The sequence below is a fragment of the Rhodobacteraceae bacterium D3-12 genome, from assembly GCA_025916135.1.
In the GTDB taxonomy this organism is placed as follows: Bacteria; Pseudomonadota; Alphaproteobacteria; order Rhodobacterales; family Rhodobacteraceae; genus JAKGBX01.
In genome coordinates, this window is sequence record CP104793.1 from 4,329,658 (window position 1) to 4,348,174 (window position 18,517).

The 18,517-nt window shown below is 60.0% G+C and carries 16 protein-coding genes; 8 read left to right on the forward strand and 8 right to left on the reverse strand.

Going from position 1 to position 18,517, the window contains the following annotated elements; genetic code table 11:
- Positions 1-36: 36 nt before the first annotated feature.
- The 4 genes from galU to cysQ form a co-directional block, all read right to left on the reverse strand.
- Positions 37-930 (reverse strand): UTP--glucose-1-phosphate uridylyltransferase GalU, encoded by an 894-nt coding sequence (gene galU / locus N4R57_21180; protein UYV37419.1) that lies wholly within the window; start codon positions 928-930, stop codon positions 37-39.
- Between the two features lie 152 nt (positions 931-1,082).
- On the reverse strand, positions 1,083-1,745 hold the full coding sequence (locus N4R57_21185) for a hypothetical protein (protein UYV37420.1): 663 nt from the start codon (positions 1,743-1,745) through the stop codon (positions 1,083-1,085).
- Complete coding sequence (locus tag N4R57_21190) at positions 1,742-2,314, reverse strand: glycosyltransferase family 2 protein (GenBank protein UYV37421.1); 573 nt, start codon at positions 2,312-2,314, stop codon at positions 1,742-1,744. Before N4R57_21190 ends, N4R57_21185 begins: the two co-directional genes overlap by 4 nt.
- A 13-nt stretch (positions 2,315-2,327) precedes the next feature.
- Positions 2,328-3,122, reverse strand: coding sequence for a 3'(2'),5'-bisphosphate nucleotidase CysQ (gene cysQ, locus N4R57_21195; GenBank protein UYV37422.1), 795 nt, complete (start codon positions 3,120-3,122; stop codon positions 2,328-2,330).
- Between the two features lie 150 nt (positions 3,123-3,272).
- On the opposite strand from cysQ, the gene N4R57_21200 reads away from it, so the two are divergent.
- Together N4R57_21200 and N4R57_21205 are read left to right on the forward strand one after the other, a co-directional pair.
- Positions 3,273-4,094 carry an ABC transporter permease gene (locus tag N4R57_21200; GenBank protein ID UYV37423.1) on the forward strand — a complete coding sequence of 274 codons (822 nt, stop codon included), beginning with the start codon at positions 3,273-3,275 and terminating at the stop codon, positions 4,092-4,094.
- Complete coding sequence (locus N4R57_21205) at positions 4,091-4,699, forward strand: SH3 domain-containing protein (protein ID UYV37424.1); 609 nt, start codon at positions 4,091-4,093, stop codon at positions 4,697-4,699. The genes N4R57_21200 and N4R57_21205 overlap by 4 nt, the downstream gene beginning before the upstream one ends.
- A gap of 9 nt (positions 4,700-4,708) precedes the next feature.
- On the opposite strand, the gene N4R57_21210 is transcribed toward N4R57_21205, so the two are convergent.
- A complete protein-coding gene (locus N4R57_21210; protein ID UYV37425.1) occupies positions 4,709-5,350 on the reverse strand; it encodes an alpha-ketoglutarate-dependent dioxygenase AlkB in 642 nt (213 codons plus the stop codon).
- Positions 5,351-5,566: 216 nt separating this feature from the next.
- Between N4R57_21210 and dnaK the strand changes: the two genes are divergently transcribed.
- The 3 genes from dnaK (at position 5,567) to radC (ending at position 9,872) form a co-directional block, all read left to right on the forward strand.
- Positions 5,567-7,501 carry a molecular chaperone DnaK gene (dnaK, locus tag N4R57_21215; GenBank protein UYV37426.1) on the forward strand — a complete coding sequence of 645 codons (1,935 nt, stop codon included), beginning with the start codon at positions 5,567-5,569 and terminating at the stop codon, positions 7,499-7,501.
- Between the two features lie 63 nt (positions 7,502-7,564).
- Complete coding sequence (dnaJ, locus tag N4R57_21220) at positions 7,565-8,728, forward strand: molecular chaperone DnaJ (protein UYV37427.1); 1,164 nt, start codon at positions 7,565-7,567, stop codon at positions 8,726-8,728.
- A 379-nt stretch (positions 8,729-9,107) separates the two neighbouring features.
- Complete coding sequence (gene radC / locus N4R57_21225) at positions 9,108-9,872, forward strand: DNA repair protein RadC (GenBank protein ID UYV37428.1); 765 nt, start codon at positions 9,108-9,110, stop codon at positions 9,870-9,872.
- A 36-nt stretch (positions 9,873-9,908) separates the two neighbouring features.
- Here the strand turns inward: radC and N4R57_21230 are convergent, their stop codons facing one another.
- The 3 genes from N4R57_21230 to secA all read right to left on the reverse strand — a co-directional run bounded on the left by N4R57_21230 (position 9,909) and on the right by secA (position 15,578).
- Entirely contained in the window at positions 9,909-11,459 is a 1,551-nt protein-coding gene (locus tag N4R57_21230) for a phosphate ABC transporter substrate-binding/OmpA family protein (protein ID UYV39639.1), read from the reverse strand.
- A 31-nt stretch (positions 11,460-11,490) separates the two neighbouring features.
- Positions 11,491-12,684 (reverse strand): translocase, encoded by a 1,194-nt coding sequence (locus N4R57_21235; protein UYV37429.1) that lies wholly within the window; start codon positions 12,682-12,684, stop codon positions 11,491-11,493.
- A 203-nt stretch (positions 12,685-12,887) separates the two neighbouring features.
- A complete protein-coding gene (secA, locus tag N4R57_21240; GenBank protein UYV37430.1) occupies positions 12,888-15,578 on the reverse strand; it encodes a preprotein translocase subunit SecA in 2,691 nt (896 codons plus the stop codon).
- 179 nt (positions 15,579-15,757) lie between these two features.
- Here secA and N4R57_21245 point away from each other — a divergent pair, with 179 nt between their 5' ends.
- From N4R57_21245 to mutT, 3 genes are all read left to right on the forward strand, one after another.
- Positions 15,758-16,612: a peptidylprolyl isomerase gene (locus N4R57_21245; GenBank protein UYV37431.1), complete on the forward strand. Its 855-nt coding sequence runs from the start codon at positions 15,758-15,760 to the stop codon at positions 16,610-16,612.
- A gap of 3 nt (positions 16,613-16,615) precedes the next feature.
- Entirely contained in the window at positions 16,616-17,845 is a 1,230-nt protein-coding gene (argJ, locus tag N4R57_21250) for a bifunctional glutamate N-acetyltransferase/amino-acid acetyltransferase ArgJ (protein UYV37432.1), read from the forward strand.
- Between the two features lie 81 nt (positions 17,846-17,926).
- Entirely contained in the window at positions 17,927-18,325 is a 399-nt protein-coding gene (gene mutT / locus N4R57_21255; protein ID UYV37433.1) for an 8-oxo-dGTP diphosphatase MutT, read from the forward strand.
- Positions 18,326-18,517 lie beyond the last annotated feature (192 nt).

Genomic DNA, 18,517 nt, shown 5'->3' on the forward strand with positions numbered 1-18,517 from the left:
GCCTGTCTCCGCTGTCTGGGCGTCGTGTTTCGCGCGTTACTGCGCGGCCTTGTCGGCGTGGACCACGTCTTGCAGGTAATCCATCAACCCGTCGCGCAATTCTTCCCGCGCCAGCCCGAACGACACGGTGGCTTGCAAAAACCCTGCTTTAGAGCCGCAATCAAACCGCTGTCCGCGAAAGCGATAGCCATAAACCGGGCGTTCTTCGTTGATCTCGGCGGCAATCGCATCGGTCAGCTGAATTTCGCCGCCCGCACCGGCTTTCATCTTGTTCAGGTTTCTCAAAACATCCGGCGTCAGCAAATACCGCCCGATCACAGCGAGGTTCGATGGCGCATCAGCGGCGTTCGGCTTTTCGACAAGACCATTGGCCTGAACCAAGGCGCCCATGTCTTCCTTGACGTCCAGCACCCCATAAGAGCTGATCCGCTCCGGCGATACTTCCATCGCGGCAACCATACAGCCGGGGTTTTCCTCATAGGCCTCAACCATTTGCTGCAAGCACGGTTTTTCGGCGGCAATCACGTCATCCGGCAGGATCACGGCAAACGGCTCATTGGCAATCAACCGGCGTGCACACCACACGGCATGACCCAGCCCAAGCGCCTTGTGCTGGCGGATATAGGCAATCGCGCCGCTTTCCATGTTGGTGGCTTTCAGAACCTCAAGAAGCTCATCTTTGCCCTTCTTGCGCAATTCCTGCTCCAGAACCGGCGCAATGTCGAAGTAATCCTCAAGCGCGCCCTTGCCGCGCGAGGTGACAAAAATGAATTCCTTGATGCCGGCGGCGCGGGCCTCGTCGATTGCGTATTGGATCAACGGGCGGTCAACCAGCGTCATAATTTCCTTGGGGACCGACTTCGTCGCAGGAAGAAACCGCGTTCCCAGACCTGCGACAGGGAAAATGGCTTTGGTAATTTTCTTTTTCATGTCCTGAACCTCGTAATTTACAGCGCCCTGTTCTCGGCGATTGATACATATACTGTCATAATGAACGCAGGCTTACAGCCCTAAGTATTGTGCAAATAGGGGCATTTTTGGGCAATTTTCCCCACTGTGCCCTTTTTGACTCCCATTCGTGCTTACTCTTTGTTCAATCCGCGAAGCGGTGCCACACGCGCGCGCTCCTGACGCAGCCGTTGGGCAAAGCTTTTGAGCTGCAAAAGCGGGCCCTTACGCAGGCTACGCCCGAACAACCCGCCGTTTTGCTCCCATATGCCATCTTGATAGCTCACCTTGTGATACCGCGGGCTCGGACCAAACAGGAAAAGCGACACGGTTTTGCCTTCGGCCACCTGCGCCCGCGCCGCCTGTCGCAGCCGCTTGGCCTGCCAAATCCGGCCGGCAATACTGACCGCGCCCCGGCGCAGCGGGTCAAAGCGCAAGAACGCCTCTTGCGGGGCGGAAGCAGTCTCTAACTTGGCAAATTCGCGGCTTTTCCCCTCGTCGATCCCCCGCCGCAACCCGGTCAAAAGCGGCTCAACATCCCGCTTTTGCAATTTCCGCGCGCGCAGCTGGTCAAACACCCGCATCTTCTGTTCCAGCATCACTTCGTTCAACCGTGGCCCATGTGCGTGTTCCGGCGCGTGACGGCGCAGAAAATACATCACGCTCGCGCCGATCTCGCTCAGATCGGTCACCGTCCGGTCGCTCTTGCGCCGCGCACTGGCCGCATAGGCGTGATGCACCTGCGCGCGCGGTGAAATCGCGGTGATGTGCCCCGCCCGCGCCAGCCGCAGGTTCAAATCTGTCTCATCCAGAAAAACCGGAACCCCGTGTCGAACCCGCCCAGCGCGGCCAAGACATCGCGCCGCACGGCCATGTTCGTGCCTTCGGTTTTGATCGCCCGGCCCGGCGCCGGTTGCGGCTGGCTAACCCGGCTCTCGTCCACCTCAATCGGGGTGGCGCGGCCACAATCGTCAACCTCCCGCGCTTTCCATTGAAACGAAATCCCGTTGCGCCCGCGCACAAAGCCGCCCACCGCCGCAACCGAGCCATCCCCAAACGGCGCCGCCAGATGTTCCAGCCACGTCGGCTCCGGCACTGCATCATCGTCGATAAACGCAACAATTTCGCCCGCCGCCGCCGCGATCCCCAGATTACGCGCCGCTGCTATATTGGCCTCGTCATAGCGGATCAGCTTCACCCGCTCCGCATATCCCGCGCCCTCAGCCGCGCTGCATCCAGCAGGGCAGGCGACAACAACCACCTCGAATGCCGGATAAAGCAGCCCGTCCAAGCCGCTCAAACACCAGATCAGGCTCTCAGGCCGCTCCCGGCTGACAATCACAACGCTGATCGTCGGGTCGCTCACCGGCCTGCCACCCTTATGCTGGTTTCAGGTCGACACCGGGGGCCAGCGCGATGAAATAAGGGTTGGCAAATGTGTCCTTGCCATAGGTCAGCGGGCTGTGGTCATCAAACCGCACCACGCTGCCGCCCGCGCCGCTCAAAACGGCGTGTCCTGCGGCGGTGTCCCACTCCATCGTGCGCCCGACCCGCGGATAAAGATCGGCCTCTCCGGTGGCCACAAGGCAGAATTTCAAACTCGATCCCGCACTCTTGAAATCCGCGACCTGATACTTGGCGATGTAATCCTTGGTCTCATCCGTCAAATGCGATTTTGACGCCACCACCAACAAGGCCGCATTGTCCGGCTTGGACACGGAAATAGGCTCTAACTTGCCCATTTCGGCCCCAAACGGGCCCTGTTCCTCAACCGCTGAGCCATCGGCCAGCGTAAAGAACATGCGCCCCTTGGCCGGGGCGTAGACCACGCCGCGTGTCGGCACACCCTGTTCGACATAGGCGATGTTCACGGTAAAATCGCCGCGCCGGTGGATGAACTCCTTGGTGCCGTCCAGCGGATCAACAATCAAAAAGGTCTCAACCGATTGGCCGTGGCTGTCCGCTTGCTCCTCGGTGACAAGGGCCACCTCGGGGAAATCCGCCCGCAACCCGGCGCTGATGATCGCATCGGCGGCTTCATCCGCCTCTGTCACAGGGCTGTCGTCGGATTTGCTTTTTACCTCGAAATCGTCGCGCTCATAGATCTCCATGATCTTCGCACCCGCCTCAAGAGCGAGCGTCCGCATGACTCCGGTCAGCCGTTCGTAATCCATTGTCGCTACCATCCTTGTTGCATCGCTGCCGCGCCATTTGGCGTCGCGTGTCTTTTGATTGAAAAAACCATTTGTCTCCTTATGATACGCGACTAACCGAACGGCAAGGAATCCGTTCTATACTTCCTGAAACGGGCAGATCGGCAGGCGATGTTCCAGGTCAGACACAAGCGCACGATGTTTACCTCGGCCATCATCATGGCCGAGCTGATTTACCATTCGGTGGTCCGCTCAATCCGGAACACCCATGGCAACGCGCTGATGTCGATTGCTATGAACCTGCTGCAAATGGTCATCATGATGGCCGCGTTTTATATCCTGTTCTCTATTCTCGGGCTCAAAGGCGCGCTCATCCGGGGCGATTTCCTGCTCTACATCATGACCGGCATTTTCCTTTATATGACCCACGTTAAAACGGTCGCCGCCGTCGCCGGGTCCGAAGGGCCGTCATCGGCCATGATGCAACATGCGCCGATGAACACCGTCATCGCCATCGCCGCCGGTGCATTCGGCACCCTCTATATTCAGGTGCTGTCGCTGGTGTTGATCCTGTTTGCCTATCACGTCGGCGTCACCCCCTTCGATATCGAAGACCCGGCCGCCACCTTCCTGATGCTGATTCTGGCGTGGTTTACCGGCGCCGCGCTGGGGGTTGTGCTCTTGGCGATCAAACCCTGGGCGCCCTCGATGGTGATGATCTTCACCACGATCTATCAACGCGCCAACATGATCGCTTCGGGCAAAATGTTCGTGGCCAACATGCTCACCGCCGAAAAATTGCGTCTGTTTGACTGGAACCCGCTGTTCCACACCATTGACCAATCGCGCGGTTTCGCTTTCATCAACTACTATCCCCGCAACTCCAGCTGGGAATACCCGCTGCTGGTGGGCGTTGTTTTGCTGATGATCGGGCTGATGGCCGAATTCTACACCCGCCGCCACGCCTCGGCCAGCTGGAACGCAAGACGATGACACGCCGCTTGCTCGCGGCTGTGCTGTTGCTTCTGCCCGGCTTTGCCATGGCCCAGACACAGTATCCCGCGCTGCATGACGTGACGGGCGTTGCCTCTGATGATGTGCTGAACGTGCGCGCCGAACCGCGCGGTGATGCGCCGGTCATCGGCGCGCTCTCCTTTGCCGCCAAATTTGTCGAAGTGGTCCGCGTTGAAAACGGCTGGGGCCTCGTCACCCTCGGCGAAGGGTCGGGCTGGGCATCGCTCCGCTATCTCAAGGCGCAGCCGCACACCCCCGGCGCCTTCCCTGATCAGATCTCCTGCTACGGGACCGAGCCTTTTTGGTCGCTCAGCTATGATGGCAACAATGCCCTGCATTATTCTGACATCAACGGCGCGGATCGCCTGATGCGCGTGCAATCCATCCTGCGCGCCCAAGGGCGGCTCGATCGTCACGCCCTCATCGCAGGCAGCGAAGACGGGCTTGTCACCGCCGTTTACGCCCGCGCCCAATGCAGCGACGGGATGAGCGATCGCGCCTATGGGTTTAGCGTTGATGCGGTGCTGCGTGACCCGGACGGGCATGTGCTTTTGTCCGGCTGCTGCACGATCAAGCCAGAGTAAGCGCCGCCCTCACGTCACAACCCTTAGGGTCAGGTTGATCCGCCCGCCCCCCTTCAACAACCGGCCCGAGCCGAACCTGATCCGGTCGACCCCGTGATGCACCAGCCGCGCAGCCCCGCCCAGCACCACAACATCGCCGGAGCCGAGCCAGAGCGATTCTGTTTTGCCGCCACGCTCGACACTTCCAACTCGGAACAAACCCTCGTCGCCCAATGACACCGACACCACCGGCTGGCTGAAATCCGCCTCGTCCCGGTCCTGATGCAGCCCCATGCGCGCGCCCTCACCATAATAGTTGATCAGGCAACACTCCGGCTGGCGCAGGTCATCCACCCCATCCGCGGCCCCCATAGCCCCCGGCGCAAACCCGTCCCAGACCTGCAAAACCTCTGGCGGAATCACTGGCCACGCCATGCCCTTGGGATGCACCGGCTCATACCGATAGCCCCGCCGGTCACTGACCCAGCCGAACGCCCCGGCGCTTGTCATCTTAACGCTCATTTCCTTGCCCCAGCGGGTAACCGGGTGAAACATCGGCGCCACGCGCGCCACCGCGCGCACCGCATCGACCAAGCCCTCCTGCTCCGCCACGCTCAACGCATTGCGATAAACCGCCACCCCGCGCAGCCCGATCTGCTCTGCAAAATTCATAAAACCCTGCCTATTCCGGCCACATATTCAAAAAACCCGCAAAATTTGCATTTTCAAGAGCCTCACACCGCTTGCAGGGGCAATTTCGCCTCCTTATATACGCCCGGAAGCGTCGTTCACCGGAGCCATCCGGCGCGGCATCAAAATCCGGGGCGCGGGTGCCAAAACGGGTCCGCACCTCGCAACATCGCCTTAACTCTAGAAGGGATCAAAATCATGGGTAAAGTCATCGGGATCGACCTCGGTACAACCAACTCCTGCGTCGCCATTATGGACGGCTCGCAGCCTCGCGTCATCGAAAACTCCGAAGGGGCACGCACCACGCCCTCGATCGTCGCATTCGCAGAAGACGAACGCCTCGTTGGCCAATCGGCCAAACGTCAGGCCGTCACCAACCCCGACAACACGATCTTCGGCGTCAAGCGCCTGATCGGTCGTCGTTATGACGACGAGCATCTCGCCAAGGACAAGCACAACCTGCCGTTCAACGTGGTTGACGGTGGCAATGGCGATGCGTGGGTTGAATCGCGTGGCGACAAATATTCGCCTTCGCAAATCTCTGCCTTCATTCTCGGCAAGATGAAAGAAACCGCCGAAAGCTATCTCGGCGAAGACGTCACCCAAGCGGTCATCACCGTCCCGGCCTACTTCAACGACGCCCAGCGTCAGGCCACCAAGGACGCGGGCAAGATCGCCGGCCTCGAAGTGCTGCGGATCATCAACGAACCGACAGCCGCCGCGCTCGCCTATGGGCTCGATAAAGAAGACAACCACACCATCGCGGTCTATGACCTTGGCGGCGGTACATTCGACGTGACCATTCTTGAGATCGACGATGGCCTGTTCGAAGTGAAATCCACCAACGGCGACACCTTCCTTGGTGGTGAAGACTTCGACATGCGGATCGTCAACTACCTCGCTGACGAGTTCAAGAAAGAGCACGGCGTCGACCTGACCAAAGACAAAATGGCCCTCCAGCGTCTCAAAGAAGCTGCCGAGAAAGCCAAGATCGAACTGTCCAGCTCTGCGCAAACCGAGATCAACCAGCCGTTCATCTCGATGGGCAAAGACGGTCAGCCGCTGCACATGGTGATGAAACTCACCCGTGCCAAGCTGGAATCGCTGGTCAGCGACCTGATCAAGGCGTCTCTGAAACCCTGTCAGGCCGCTCTCAAGGATGCGGGCCTGTCCAAAGACGACATCGACGAAATCGTGCTCGTCGGCGGGATGACCCGTATGCCGCGCGTCGTTGACGAAGTGACCAAATTCTTCGGCAAAGAGCCGCACAAGGGTGTGAACCCTGACGAAGTTGTCGCCATGGGCGCCGCCATTCAGGCCGGTGTTCTCCAAGGCGACGTCAAAGACGTGGTTCTGCTCGACGTGACACCGCTGTCGCTCGGCATCGAAACGCTGGGTGGCGTGTTCACCCGCCTGATCGACCGCAACACCACGATCCCGACCAAAAAGTCGCAGATCTTCTCGACCGCCGAAGACAACCAGAACGCCGTGACCATCCGCGTGTTCCGTGGCGAGCGTGAAATGGCGGCCGACAACAAGATCCTTGGTCAGTTCAACCTCGAAGACATCCCGCCCGCTCCGCGCGGTATGCCGCAAATCGAAGTGACCTTTGACATCGACGCCAACGGCATCGTGCACGTCGGCGCCAAGGACAAAGGCACCGGCAAAGAGCACAAGATCACGATCCAGGCATCGGGTGGTCTCAGCGACGAGGACATCGACAAGATGGTCCAAGACGCCGAGGACAACGCCGAGGCGGACAAAGAGCGCAAAGAGCTGGTCGAAGCCAAAAACCAGGCCGAAAGCCTCATACACTCGACCGAGAAGTCGGTGGAAGAGCATTCGGACAAGGTTGACCCGACCACGGTCGAGGCGATCGAACTCGCCATCGCCGCGCTCAAGGACGATCTTGAGAAGGAAGACGCTACCGCCGAGAAGATCAAAGGCGGCGTGCAGAACGTGACCGAGGCCGCGATGAAACTGGGCGAAGCCATCTACAAGGCTGCTCAGGAAGAAGGCGAACAGCCGGAGCCAGCAGCCGCCGATGATATGGCCGCTGACGCAGCTGCCGGTGGCGACGATGACATCGTCGATGCCGACTTCGAAGACCTCGACGACGACAAGCGCAAGTAAGCGTTAGCAGGTTCACCCGGAGCCGATCGCGGTTCCGGGTGACCAAGACGAGGGGATACCTCTATGTCAAAACGCGATTACTATGATGTGCTTGGCGTCGCCAAGGGCGCCTCTGCGGATGAGATCAAGAAGGGCTATCGCAAGAAAGCGAAAGAGCTTCACCCAGACCGCAACGCAGACAACCCCGACGCAGAAGCACAGTTCAAAGAAGCAAACGAAGCCTACGAAGTCCTCAAGGACGCCGAAAAGAAAGCCGCCTATGACCGCTACGGTCACGCGGCATTCGAAGGCGGCATGGGCGGCGGCGGTCATCCCGGTGCTGGCTATCGTGGCGGCGGGCAGGGCGACTTCGCCTCGGCCTTCTCCGACGTGTTCGATGATCTCTTCGGTGATTTCATGGGCGGCCGTGGCGGGCCCGGTGGCGGTGGTCGAAGCCGCGCCGCGCGTGGCGCCGATTTGCGCTACAACCTGCGCATTTCGCTCGAAGACGCCTTTGCGGGCCTGCAGAAAACCATCAACGTGCCCACCTCTGTGGCCTGTGATGCCTGCGATGGCTCGGGTGCCGAAGGCGGCGCAGAGCCCACCACCTGCCCGACCTGCTCCGGCATGGGCAAGGTGCGTGCGCAACAGGGTTTCTTTACCGTCGAACGCACCTGTCCGACCTGTTCGGGCTTGGGCCAGACCATCGAGAACCCGTGCAAAAGCTGTGGTGGCCAAGGGCGCATTCACAAGGATCGCTCGCTCTCCGTCAACATCCCCGCAGGTGTTGAAACCGGCACCCGCATCCGTCTCGCTGGCGAAGGCGAAGCCGGCATGCGCGGTGGTCCCTCGGGCGACCTCTACATCTTTATCGAGGTCGAACAGCACAAGATATTCGAGCGTGACAGCTCCAATCTCTATTGCCGCGTCCCGGTCTCCATGACCGCCGCCGCGCTGGGAGGCGATATCGAAGTGCCCACAATCGACGGTGGCCGCAGCCGTGTGAAAATCCCTGCCGGGTCGCAATCGGGTCGCCAGATGCGCCTGCGTTCCAAAGGGATGCCCGCGCTGCGCGGTGGTCCCGCTGGGGATATGTTCATCGAACTGGCCGTCGAAACGCCGGTCAACCTCACGTCGCGGCAAAGAGAGCTGCTGCGCGAGTTTGATGAGCTGAGCGAAGAGAACAACCCGCAAAGCTCGACCTTCTTCAAGTCGGTCAAGAACTTCTGGGACTCGATGAAGGGGTGAGCAGGCTACCCGGAAACGCTCCAGCGGAGCGTTTCGCCTGCGAACGGGCGGAGCCCTGGACCGAGCAGGCTCCCCGGAAACGCTCCAGCGGAGCGTTTCGCTTGGCGTACGGGCGGAGCTTGATGTAGGGCGGGGTTTCACCCCGCCATCCCCTTCCCGAATCATCCAAAGGGTGCGTGATTTCACGCACCCTTTCTTTTGCGTTAATTTCCACCGCGCGCATGGGTAACACTCGCCCGAATGCCACAACCCAATCCTCCGGCAGCCGGGAGTCAGCCGGATGTCAGCCGAGAGTCACCCCCAAATCCGCCAAAAAAGAATCGTTAACCTTCGGCCTGATTAACCAAATCTTCACCAACAAGATGCCAATCTCCAAGGCATGAGCCAGCAACCGCAATTTTCTGAAAGCCCCTTGCCCCTTTTTGCCGAGGATGAGGTCGACATCACCCCCGCCCTGCCTGCCGGTCCGCGCCCCTCCTATATCAAGGATCACCGCCAACGCCTGCGCGCGCGTTTTCTCTCCGGCGGCGCGGCGGCGCTCCCCGATTACGAGATGCTTGAACTGGTCCTGTTTCGCGCCATTCCCCGCCGTGATGTCAAACCAATCGCCTACAAGTTGTTGGAAACATTCGGTGATTTCAACGGCGTCGTCGCCGCCCCGCCAGAGCGTCTGTCTGAGGTTTCCGGCATCGGAGAGGCGGTGATCTGCGAGTTGAAGATCGTCGAAGCCGCCGCCCATCGCCTCGCCCGAAGCCGTGTCATGCAGCGCCCCGTCGTCTCCTCATGGGACGCCCTGATCGACTATTGCCACACGGCCATGGCGCATCGCGACATCGAACAGTTCCGCGTGCTCTACCTTGATCGCAAGAACGTCCTCATCGCTGACGAAGAACAGGCCCGCGGCACGGTTGATCACGTCCCCGTCTACCCCCGAGAGGTGGTGAAACGCGCCCTACAAATCAACGCTAGTGCTTTGATTCTAGTTCATAATCACCCCTCCGGTGATCCCACGCCAAGCCCCGAAGACATCTCAATGACGGCCAAAATCGACGACGCCGCCCAAGCCCTCGGGCTGACCCTGCACGATCATCTGATCATCGGAAAATCGACCGAGCTTAGCTTCCGTTCCGAAGGTCTGCTCTAACGGTGCTCTTGGCCGGGCAAACCGGCCAACCTCTTGTCACTTAACCCAAATTTCCACGCGCCGGTTCACCTGTCGGCCCCACGCGCTGTCGTCACAGGCCATCGGCATCGCCTCGCCAAAACCGGCGATCACCATTTTTACCCGGTCAAAATTCGCCGTCTCCGCCGCTTCGATCACCGCCCGCTGCACCGCCTTCGCCCGTCGCTCGGAAATCGCCTTGTTGCCCGTCGCTGGCCCGTCGCCATCGCTGAACCCGGCAAAGATCATCCGCCGCCCGTCATAGCGCCCCGCCTCCAACTCCCGCGCCAATTGCGCCACGTTGGATCGCGACTGCGCATCCAGCTTCACCGACCCCGCCTCAAACCGGAACGATGTGGTCAACCGCTTGTGCCCCCACAACGCGGCAACCATGTCCTGCAATTCGCCCAAGCCGACCTCGTCACCCGCGCCAGCCACCGCATTTGCAAACCTATCGCCTTGGGAATCAATCGAAATTTCTTCGGGCTGGCGGTCAACAAACCCGGCGCGCCGGATCACCAATTGCGCCGGAACCGACCGGGTAAAGCTCAGAAATTCGCGTGCCAATTTGGGCAATCGTCGCGCCGGAAGATAGAGGAACAGAGGCGTCGTCAGCGGGTAATCCTCGGTCTTGACCGTCCGCCGCGCCGGGGCCAGCGCATAGCCGCAACTCCCGGTCAGCACTAGCGCCTGTGCGTTGCCCCGCGCCGCAAAACTCGCCACGCCTATCCCGAAAGGATCTGCAACCACGGCCTTGGCCAACGCCGCATCATCACCATGGCGCACCACCTCCGCCCCAAGGGTCAGTCCCGCAGGCTTTAACAACCGGTCCTCCACCGCCTGCCCCAATCCTGACTTCGCATCTCTCAGATGTAAGGTGATCGGCGCATCCGGCCCGCCCAACACTTTCCAATTGTTGATCTTTCCGCCGAAAATCTGCGCCAGTTCGTCAACCGAAACATGCGCCACCGGGTTGCCCGGCGCGATCACCGCCACCAGCGCATCCAACGCCAAAACGCGCGCCCGTCCGCGTGATGTCATGTCGCCCAAACCGGCCTCGCGCGCGTGGCGCAACTCCGTCCGCCGCACCTCTCGCACGGCCATCGCAATGTCTGCGACATCCGCGAACAAATCGGCAAACCCTTCGTCCGTATTGGTCAGGTGAAAGTAAAACCGCGCCTTTAGCCGCCCGCTCTCGCGCTCGTGCAGCAGGGCTTTAAACCCGTCCGACATGTCCTCTCGCGTGACGGTCAATCCCTGTCGCCGGGCAAACGCCTCTAACAGAGCCGGCATCAACTGCTCTCCGATCGTTCCCGCCCCGGAGAAGTCCAACTCCGCCACGAAATCGGTCAAACTCGGGCAGCCCGGCCCCTCACAGCGCACGCCCGACCCGTCGACAGTCAGCACGCCATAAACCGTGTCGACGCGATAGAATTCGCCGTCAAACCCTTTGAGCGTGCCGCTGATCTCCACCGCACCGTCATGCGAGGTCAGCGTGACGTCCTGCGCCACCGCGCCAAAGGCCGTTGCAAAAAAGAAGAGTGCGGCGCAAAACGCCGCACGCACCATTTGTTTCAAGTCATGCCCCGTGAAAAGTGGCTCAGTTGGTTGCTGCAGCCACTTTCAAGTCATTGACCAGCTTTTTCAACACAAGAAAGTCACCTATCGCATCGCAATCGGGCATGGTCAGGTCCAGCTTCTGAACTTTCGACGCTTCGCCGCGTACGGTTTGCAGGGTTTCCGCCGTGATCGGCTTGCCGCAATTCTCGGCAGTCACCTCAATCTCAACGCTCAAACTCACGTCACCGCTCTTCTCGGTGAGCCCGCTGGGATAGGTATAAACCTGCGCCGTCAATGCGTTGGCCACCACCGGGTTGCCAAGCAGGATCATGAACCCGCCCTGACCAACAGCCGCATCAGCAATTTCGCCCGTCGATGCGGCCCAGATATGACCGTCGGCATAATAGTCTGCGCCAAATTCCAACGCATGCAGCGCAGCACCGGCCCGGAACTCGGATTGCACAACAGCGCGGTCAAAATCCTTAAGCTCAGGCACAGCCGCATTCGCAACAGCGCCATCGCCATTGGCAAAAGATGCAATGAAAACAGCATTCTGCGCCAAGGCCGGCACAGCCATCTCATATTTTCCGTCCGCATCGGTTGTGTCGGTGAACACCAAACCACTGTGATGCATGGTCAACCGCTCGTTCGGCAGGCAGGGCGCCGAAAGCGCCACTTTGACCAAGGCCGCTGCCATCGGCTGCGCCGTCATGGTGATCTCACAATTGGCCGCCATTTTCGGCTCTTCGCGCGGCACAACGATGGTATCGGTCGGCGTATTAGGGCTCAACAAACTCAGCTCAACAGGCTTCTCGCCTGTCGTCTGTGCGACCTTCGGTTCGCTCACCGGTGCGGCCTGTGCCAGCGTCGGTTGCGGTGTTTTTCCGTCCCGGTCGATCCAGCCAATGACACGATCCTTGATGCTGGCATCACCCTGCGCTCCGGCATCCGCCTTGGGGGCTGTCGCGGCCACCGGCGTTGCCGCCGGTTCTGCTGCTTTCGGGGCTACATCGGTCACGGTGATGACCGGCGCACCCGTGACGCGCTCCGCCTCGCCTGCGGTTAATGCAATCTCGGACAGGGCCAAACCCCCGCCAGCGGGCTGCATGCCCATGCCGTTGATTGCCACGGGCTCCTGCTTGGGGGCGTTGGCCCCGCTCTGCATGAAAAACCCGATTGCCAAAATACAAGCGAGCGTGCCGCCTGCGGTTGCGTATCTCTTAACATCTGCCATTGCATGCCTCCATGGGCCAATCTGCTCACCGCAAAGATCGCGCGGCAAATAGGCGTGGATATGACCCGATGGAGGAGTCATTAAGACAGCTTTAAGGCGAAAAACCGCTCGGTCGGAGGTGAGCCGACCCGATGTGTCGCCGGCTTAACCCGGCCGACCCCGGCGCACAGGCAAGGGTCGGTCAGGGCCGAGTTATGGCCGTATCAAAGGCGCCCGTGGCAATGCTTGAACTTTTTGCCCGAGCCACAAGGGCAGGGCTCATTGCGGCCCGGATTGCCCCAAGTTGAAGGGTCGTTCTCGTCAAATCCGGCAAGCGCTTTGGTCGGGTCTGGCTTCGGCGCATCCGCTTCGGCTTCGGCGTCAAGCTGACCCTGCGGCTGCATCTGCGCTAGCATCTCGGTCTGCTCTTCTTCGGTCAAAGGGCGCACCTGGGCCAACATTTTGGTCACATCGGCGCGCAGACTGTCGAGCATGCTTTCAAACAGGGTAAACGCCTCGGTCTTGTATTCGTTCAGCGGATCACGCTGCGCATAGCCGCGGAAGCCCACGACCGAGCGCAGATGTTCCAGCGTCAAAAGATGCTCACGCCATTTGCCGTCGATGGTCTGAAGCAGAACCTGCTTTTCGATGCCGCGCATGTTTTCGGGGCCGAAATCAATCGCCTTTTTGGCCATCGCTTCATCAGCGGCTTTTTCCAACCGCTCGATGATCTCTTCGTCGTCAACGCCCTCTTCCTGCACCCAGTCGATCACGGGCACATCAATCCCAAGGTTTTCAAGCGCCGCCGCATAAAGCCCTTCGCCATCCCATTGATCCGCATAGGTCTTCGGCGGAATATGGGTTTCAACCAGATCGTCGATCACCTGATTGCGCATTTCCTGAACGATCTCGCTCAGGTCATTGGCCTTCATGATATCAAGCCGCTGCTTGAAGATCACTTTGCGCTGCTCGTTCATCACGTCGTCGAACTTCAAAAGCTGCTTACGGATGTCAAAGTTGCGGCCCTCAACCTTGGCCTGCGCGCGTTCCAGCGATTTGTTAACCCACGGGTGAACAATCGCTTCGCCTTCCTTCATGCCAAGGGTCGACAAAACCTTATCCAACCGTTCCGAGCCGAAAATCCGCATAAGATCATCTTCAAGGCTCAGGAAGAAAGACGACCGCCCGGGGTCGCCCTGACGGCCCGATCGGCCGCGCAACTGGTTGTCGATGCGGCGGCTCTCGTGGCGCTCGGTCGCCAGAACGAACAGGCCGCCTGCGTCTTTGACCTTCTGCTCCCACTCGGAATGCTCGGCCTCGATCCGGTTGCGGATCTCTTCGGGGTCGGCGTCGGGTTCGGCGGCAATCGCCTCCATAATCTTGAACTCGACATTCCCGCCCAGCTTGATGTCGGTGCCGCGCCCGGCCATGTTGGTCGCAATCGTTACCGCACCCAGCTTGCCCGCGTCGGCGACGATCTGCGCTTCTTGCTCGTGATGGCGTGCGTTCAATACGTTGTGCTTGATCCCCGCCTTGGTCAGCAGGTCCGCCAACAGCTCGGATTTTTCAATCGACGTGGTGCCAACAAGGGTTGGTTGCCCCTTGGCGCTGGCTTCCTTGATGGTCTCGACGATGGCGGCGTATTTTTCCTGCGCGGTGCGATAAACCGCGTCGTCGTCATCCTGCCGCGCAATTGGCACGTTGGTTGGCACTTCAACCACGCCCAGCCCGTAAATCTCGGCGAATTCCTCGGCCTCGGTCGATGCGGTGCCGGTCATCCCCGACAGCTTGTCATACAGCCGGAAGTAGTTCTGGAACGTCACCTGCGCCATGGTCACGTTTTCGGGCTGAATGTCACAGCCTTCCTTGGCTTCGATCGCCTGATGCAACCCTTCTGAAAGACGCCGACCCGACATCATCCGCCCGGTGAATTCATCAATCAGAACCACCTCGTTATTGCGAACGATGTAATCCTTGTCCTTGGTAAACAGCTTGTGCGCCCGCAGCCCTTGGTTGACGTGGTGCACAATCGTGGTGCTCTCCGGGTCATAAAGGCTCTGTTCCTCGGGCAGAAGGCCGCGCGCCTGAAGCTGTTGTTCAAGCCACTCGTTGCCTTCGTCGGTAAAGGTCACGTTGCGGGTCTTTTCGTCGATCGTATAGTGGTCCTCGCTCAGATCGGGGATCAGCTTGTCAATCGCGACATAAAGCTCGCTACGGTCCTGCGCCGGGCCGGAAATGATCAACGGCGTGCGTGCCTCGTCGATCAGGATACTGTCGACCTCGTCCACAATCGCATAATTGTGGCCGCGCTGGCCCATCTGGTCCAACTCCGACTTCATGTTGTCACGCAGATAGTCAAAACCCAGCTCGTTGTTGGTGGCATAGGTCACATCGCAACGATACGCCGCGCGTTTCTCGTCCTCGGGCTGTTGCGGGTAAACGACGCCGGTGGTCAGGCCCAAGGCCTCGAACACGTTGCTCATCCATTCCGCGTCCCGCTTGGCCAGATAGTCGTTGACCGTCACGATATGCACGCCCTTGCCGGTCAGCGCATTCAGATACGCCGGGAAGGTCGCAACAAGGGTTTTGCCCTCGCCGGTCTTCATCTCGGAAATATTTCCCTGATGCAGGAAGATCCCGCCCATCAGCTGAACATCAAACGCCCTAAGCCCCAAGGCCCGCTTGGCCGCTTCGCGACAATTGGCAAAGGCTTCGGGAAGCAGCGCATCAAGGCTCTCGCCCCCCATCGCCCGCTTGGCCAATTCCTCGGTCTTGTCCTTGATCTCCGCGTCCGACAGCTTTTCAAACTCCGGCTCAAGCGCGTTGATTTGCTCCACAATCGGACGGGTTGCCTTGACTTTGCGGTCATTCGGCGTTCCGAAGACCTTCTTGGCAATCTTTCCTAATCCCAACATTTTCCATCCGATCCGGCTATTGACGTATTCGTGCGTGACAATCGCTTGCCCCCAAGATGCGCGCACCCTAAAACATGCGCCAAGTGGGTCGGATTGCCAGTGTCTTAAGGCGATGTAAGGGTCGACTCCCACAGTGTCAACGTCACGCTCCCCGGTGACAGCAGCGAAGGTTCTTTCCGATGTCAAAACGTCTCTCTTTGTGCGCCCTGCCGCTTATGGCAATGCTCTCTTTCGCCACCTTGGCCCACGCCGAAGATTCGCCCACCGCCAGCACCGTCGTCGCTACGGTAAATGGCACCGATATCACCATTGGTCACATGATGTTGGTCCACCGCGATCTGCCCCAGCAATACCGCCAATTGCCACCCGACGTGCTGTTCAAAGGCATCCTTGATCAACTCGTGCACCAGACCCTGCTCGAAGAAACCATGAAGGGCTCCGAGCCCAAGCGCGTTGAACTGGCGGTCTCAAACTTGCGCCGCTCCCTGCTCGCGTCTGACGCGGTCGAGGCGATCGTCGCCGCAGGCATGTCCGAAGAGGCGATCAAGAAAGCTTACGAAGAAAAATATGCCAAGGCCGAGCCGTCCAAGGAATATCATGCGGCTCACATTCTCGTAGAAGCAGAAGGCGACGCCATCTCGCTCGTCGAAGAGCTCAAAGGCGGCGCTGATTTCGCGGCTCTCGCCAAGAAACACTCCACCGGCCCCTCCGGCCCGTCGGGTGGTGATCTCGGCTGGTTCGGCACCGGCCGCATGGTCCCCGAATTCGAAAGCGCCGTTGTCGCGCTAGAGCCGGGCGCCGTGTCGGCTCCGGTCAAGACCAAGTTCGGCTGGCATGTGATCAAACTCATGGAGACCCGCCTCGCCGAAGCGCCCAAATTTGACGCCGTGCGCGCCCAGATCGAAGGCGAACTGCGCAATGAACTGGTCGATGCCCGCATCGAAGAGCTCAAGAAAGCGGCCAAGATTGATATGCCCGACGAAAAGGCGTTTGATCCCGCCATTCTGGGCAATGCCGCCCTGCTGGAGAAGTAAGCCTTGGCCAAAACACTCGCACGCTCGCCGCTCGCTCCGGCACAGTTTCCCGATCTGCCCGTCATCGACGGCGTGCAATTCGCCACTGTTGCGGCGGGGGTGCGCTACTCTGGGCGCACGGATGTGATGCTGGCGCTTCTGGCGCCGGGCAGCACCGTGGCGGGCGTGTTCACACGCTCCGCCACACGCGCCGCCCCAGTGCTCGATTGTCAGGCCAAAATTGACCAGGAAAGCAGCGAAGGCGCCGCGATTCTCGTCAACTCCGGCAATGCCAACGCCTTTACCGGCAGTCGGGGAAGCGGCTCTGTCGCTGCGATCTGCGATGCTGTCGCCGCCGCCACCGGCCTGCCAGCGTCACGGGTGTTTACCTCTTCCACCGGTGTCATCGGCGAACCGCTGCCGCATGATCGGATCACTGCCAAACTCGCCGATCTCTCGACCTCGCTCGATGCCACGAACATCGCCGCCGCCGCACAGGCGATCATGACAACCGATACCTTCCCCAAAGGCGCCAAAGCCGCCTTCACCCGGAATGGCAAACAGGTGACCATCGCGGGCATCGCCAAAGGCTCCGGCATGATCGCCCCCGATATGGCCACGATGCTGGTCTATATCTTCACCGATGCCGCCGTGCCACGCGCTGACCTTCAAACAATGCTTTCCGAACTGACGGATCCCACCTTCAACGCCATCACGGTCGATAGCGATACCTCCACCTCCGACACGCTGCTCCTCGCGGCCACCGGAACCAGCGGCGTCAGCATCTCACAAGACGATAGCGAATTTCGCACGGCTCTCCACACGGTCATGCTCGACCTCGCCCATCAAGTGGTGCGCGACGGCGAAGGCGCGACCAAATTTGTCGAAATCCGCATCACCGGCGCGGCCTCCGATGCCGATGCCAAAACCCACGGCCTCGCGATTGCCAATTCGCCGCTCGTTAAAACCGCCATCGCTGGCGAAGACCCGAACTGGGGCCGCATCGTTATGGCCATCGGAAAATCCGGTGCCGCCGCCGATCGTGACCTGCTCAGCATCCGCTTCGGCGATGTGCTTGTCGCTGAAAACGGCTGGGTCTCGCCCGACTACCGCGAAGAAGACGCCGCCGTTTTGATGAAACAACAGGACATCATTGTCTCCGTTGACCTCGGCCTCGGGTCGGGCGCCTCCACCGTCTGGACCTGCGATCTCACCCACGGTTACATCGACATCAATGCCGATTACCGCTCCTGATCCCTTCATCTTGCTTCAAATACTCCGGGGAGCGCGAGGGGCTGGCCCCTCGCTCCCGCCCGCCCAACCAGAGCCGCACCTATGAAAACCGTTCTCGTCTCCGCCGTTGCCCTGATCGACCGTGACGGCCGCGTCCTGCTGGCCCAACGGCCTGCCGGCAAATCCATGGCTGGCCTCTGGGAGTTTCCGGGCGGCAAGGTCGAACCCGGCGAAACACCCGAAGCCGCCCTGATCCGCGAGCTGCAAGAGGAACTCGGCATCGACACATGGGCGTCCTGCCTCGCACCGCTCACCTTCGCGTCGCATTCCTATGATGAGTTTCACCTGCTCATGCCGCTCTTTGCCTGCCGCAAATGGGAGGGGATCCCGCAACCGCGTGAGGGGCAGGTGCTGAAATGGGTCCGCCCGGCGGAACTGCGCGACTACCCCATGCCGCCCGCCGATATCCCCCTGATCCCGATTCTGCGCGACTGGCTCTAACTCACTGCACGGTCAAGGATTTCGCGGTATTTTGTGGTTTCCGCACCGAAAACAACCACATTTGCCCTAAATTTGTGCGAAAAATCGCGCGAACGCATAAATTTTTTGATGATTTATTAGGAAATTTATGTCCAAATACTCTCGTCAAGCCATTGGGGAGGATTTGACATGCTACACACTATCACAATGGGT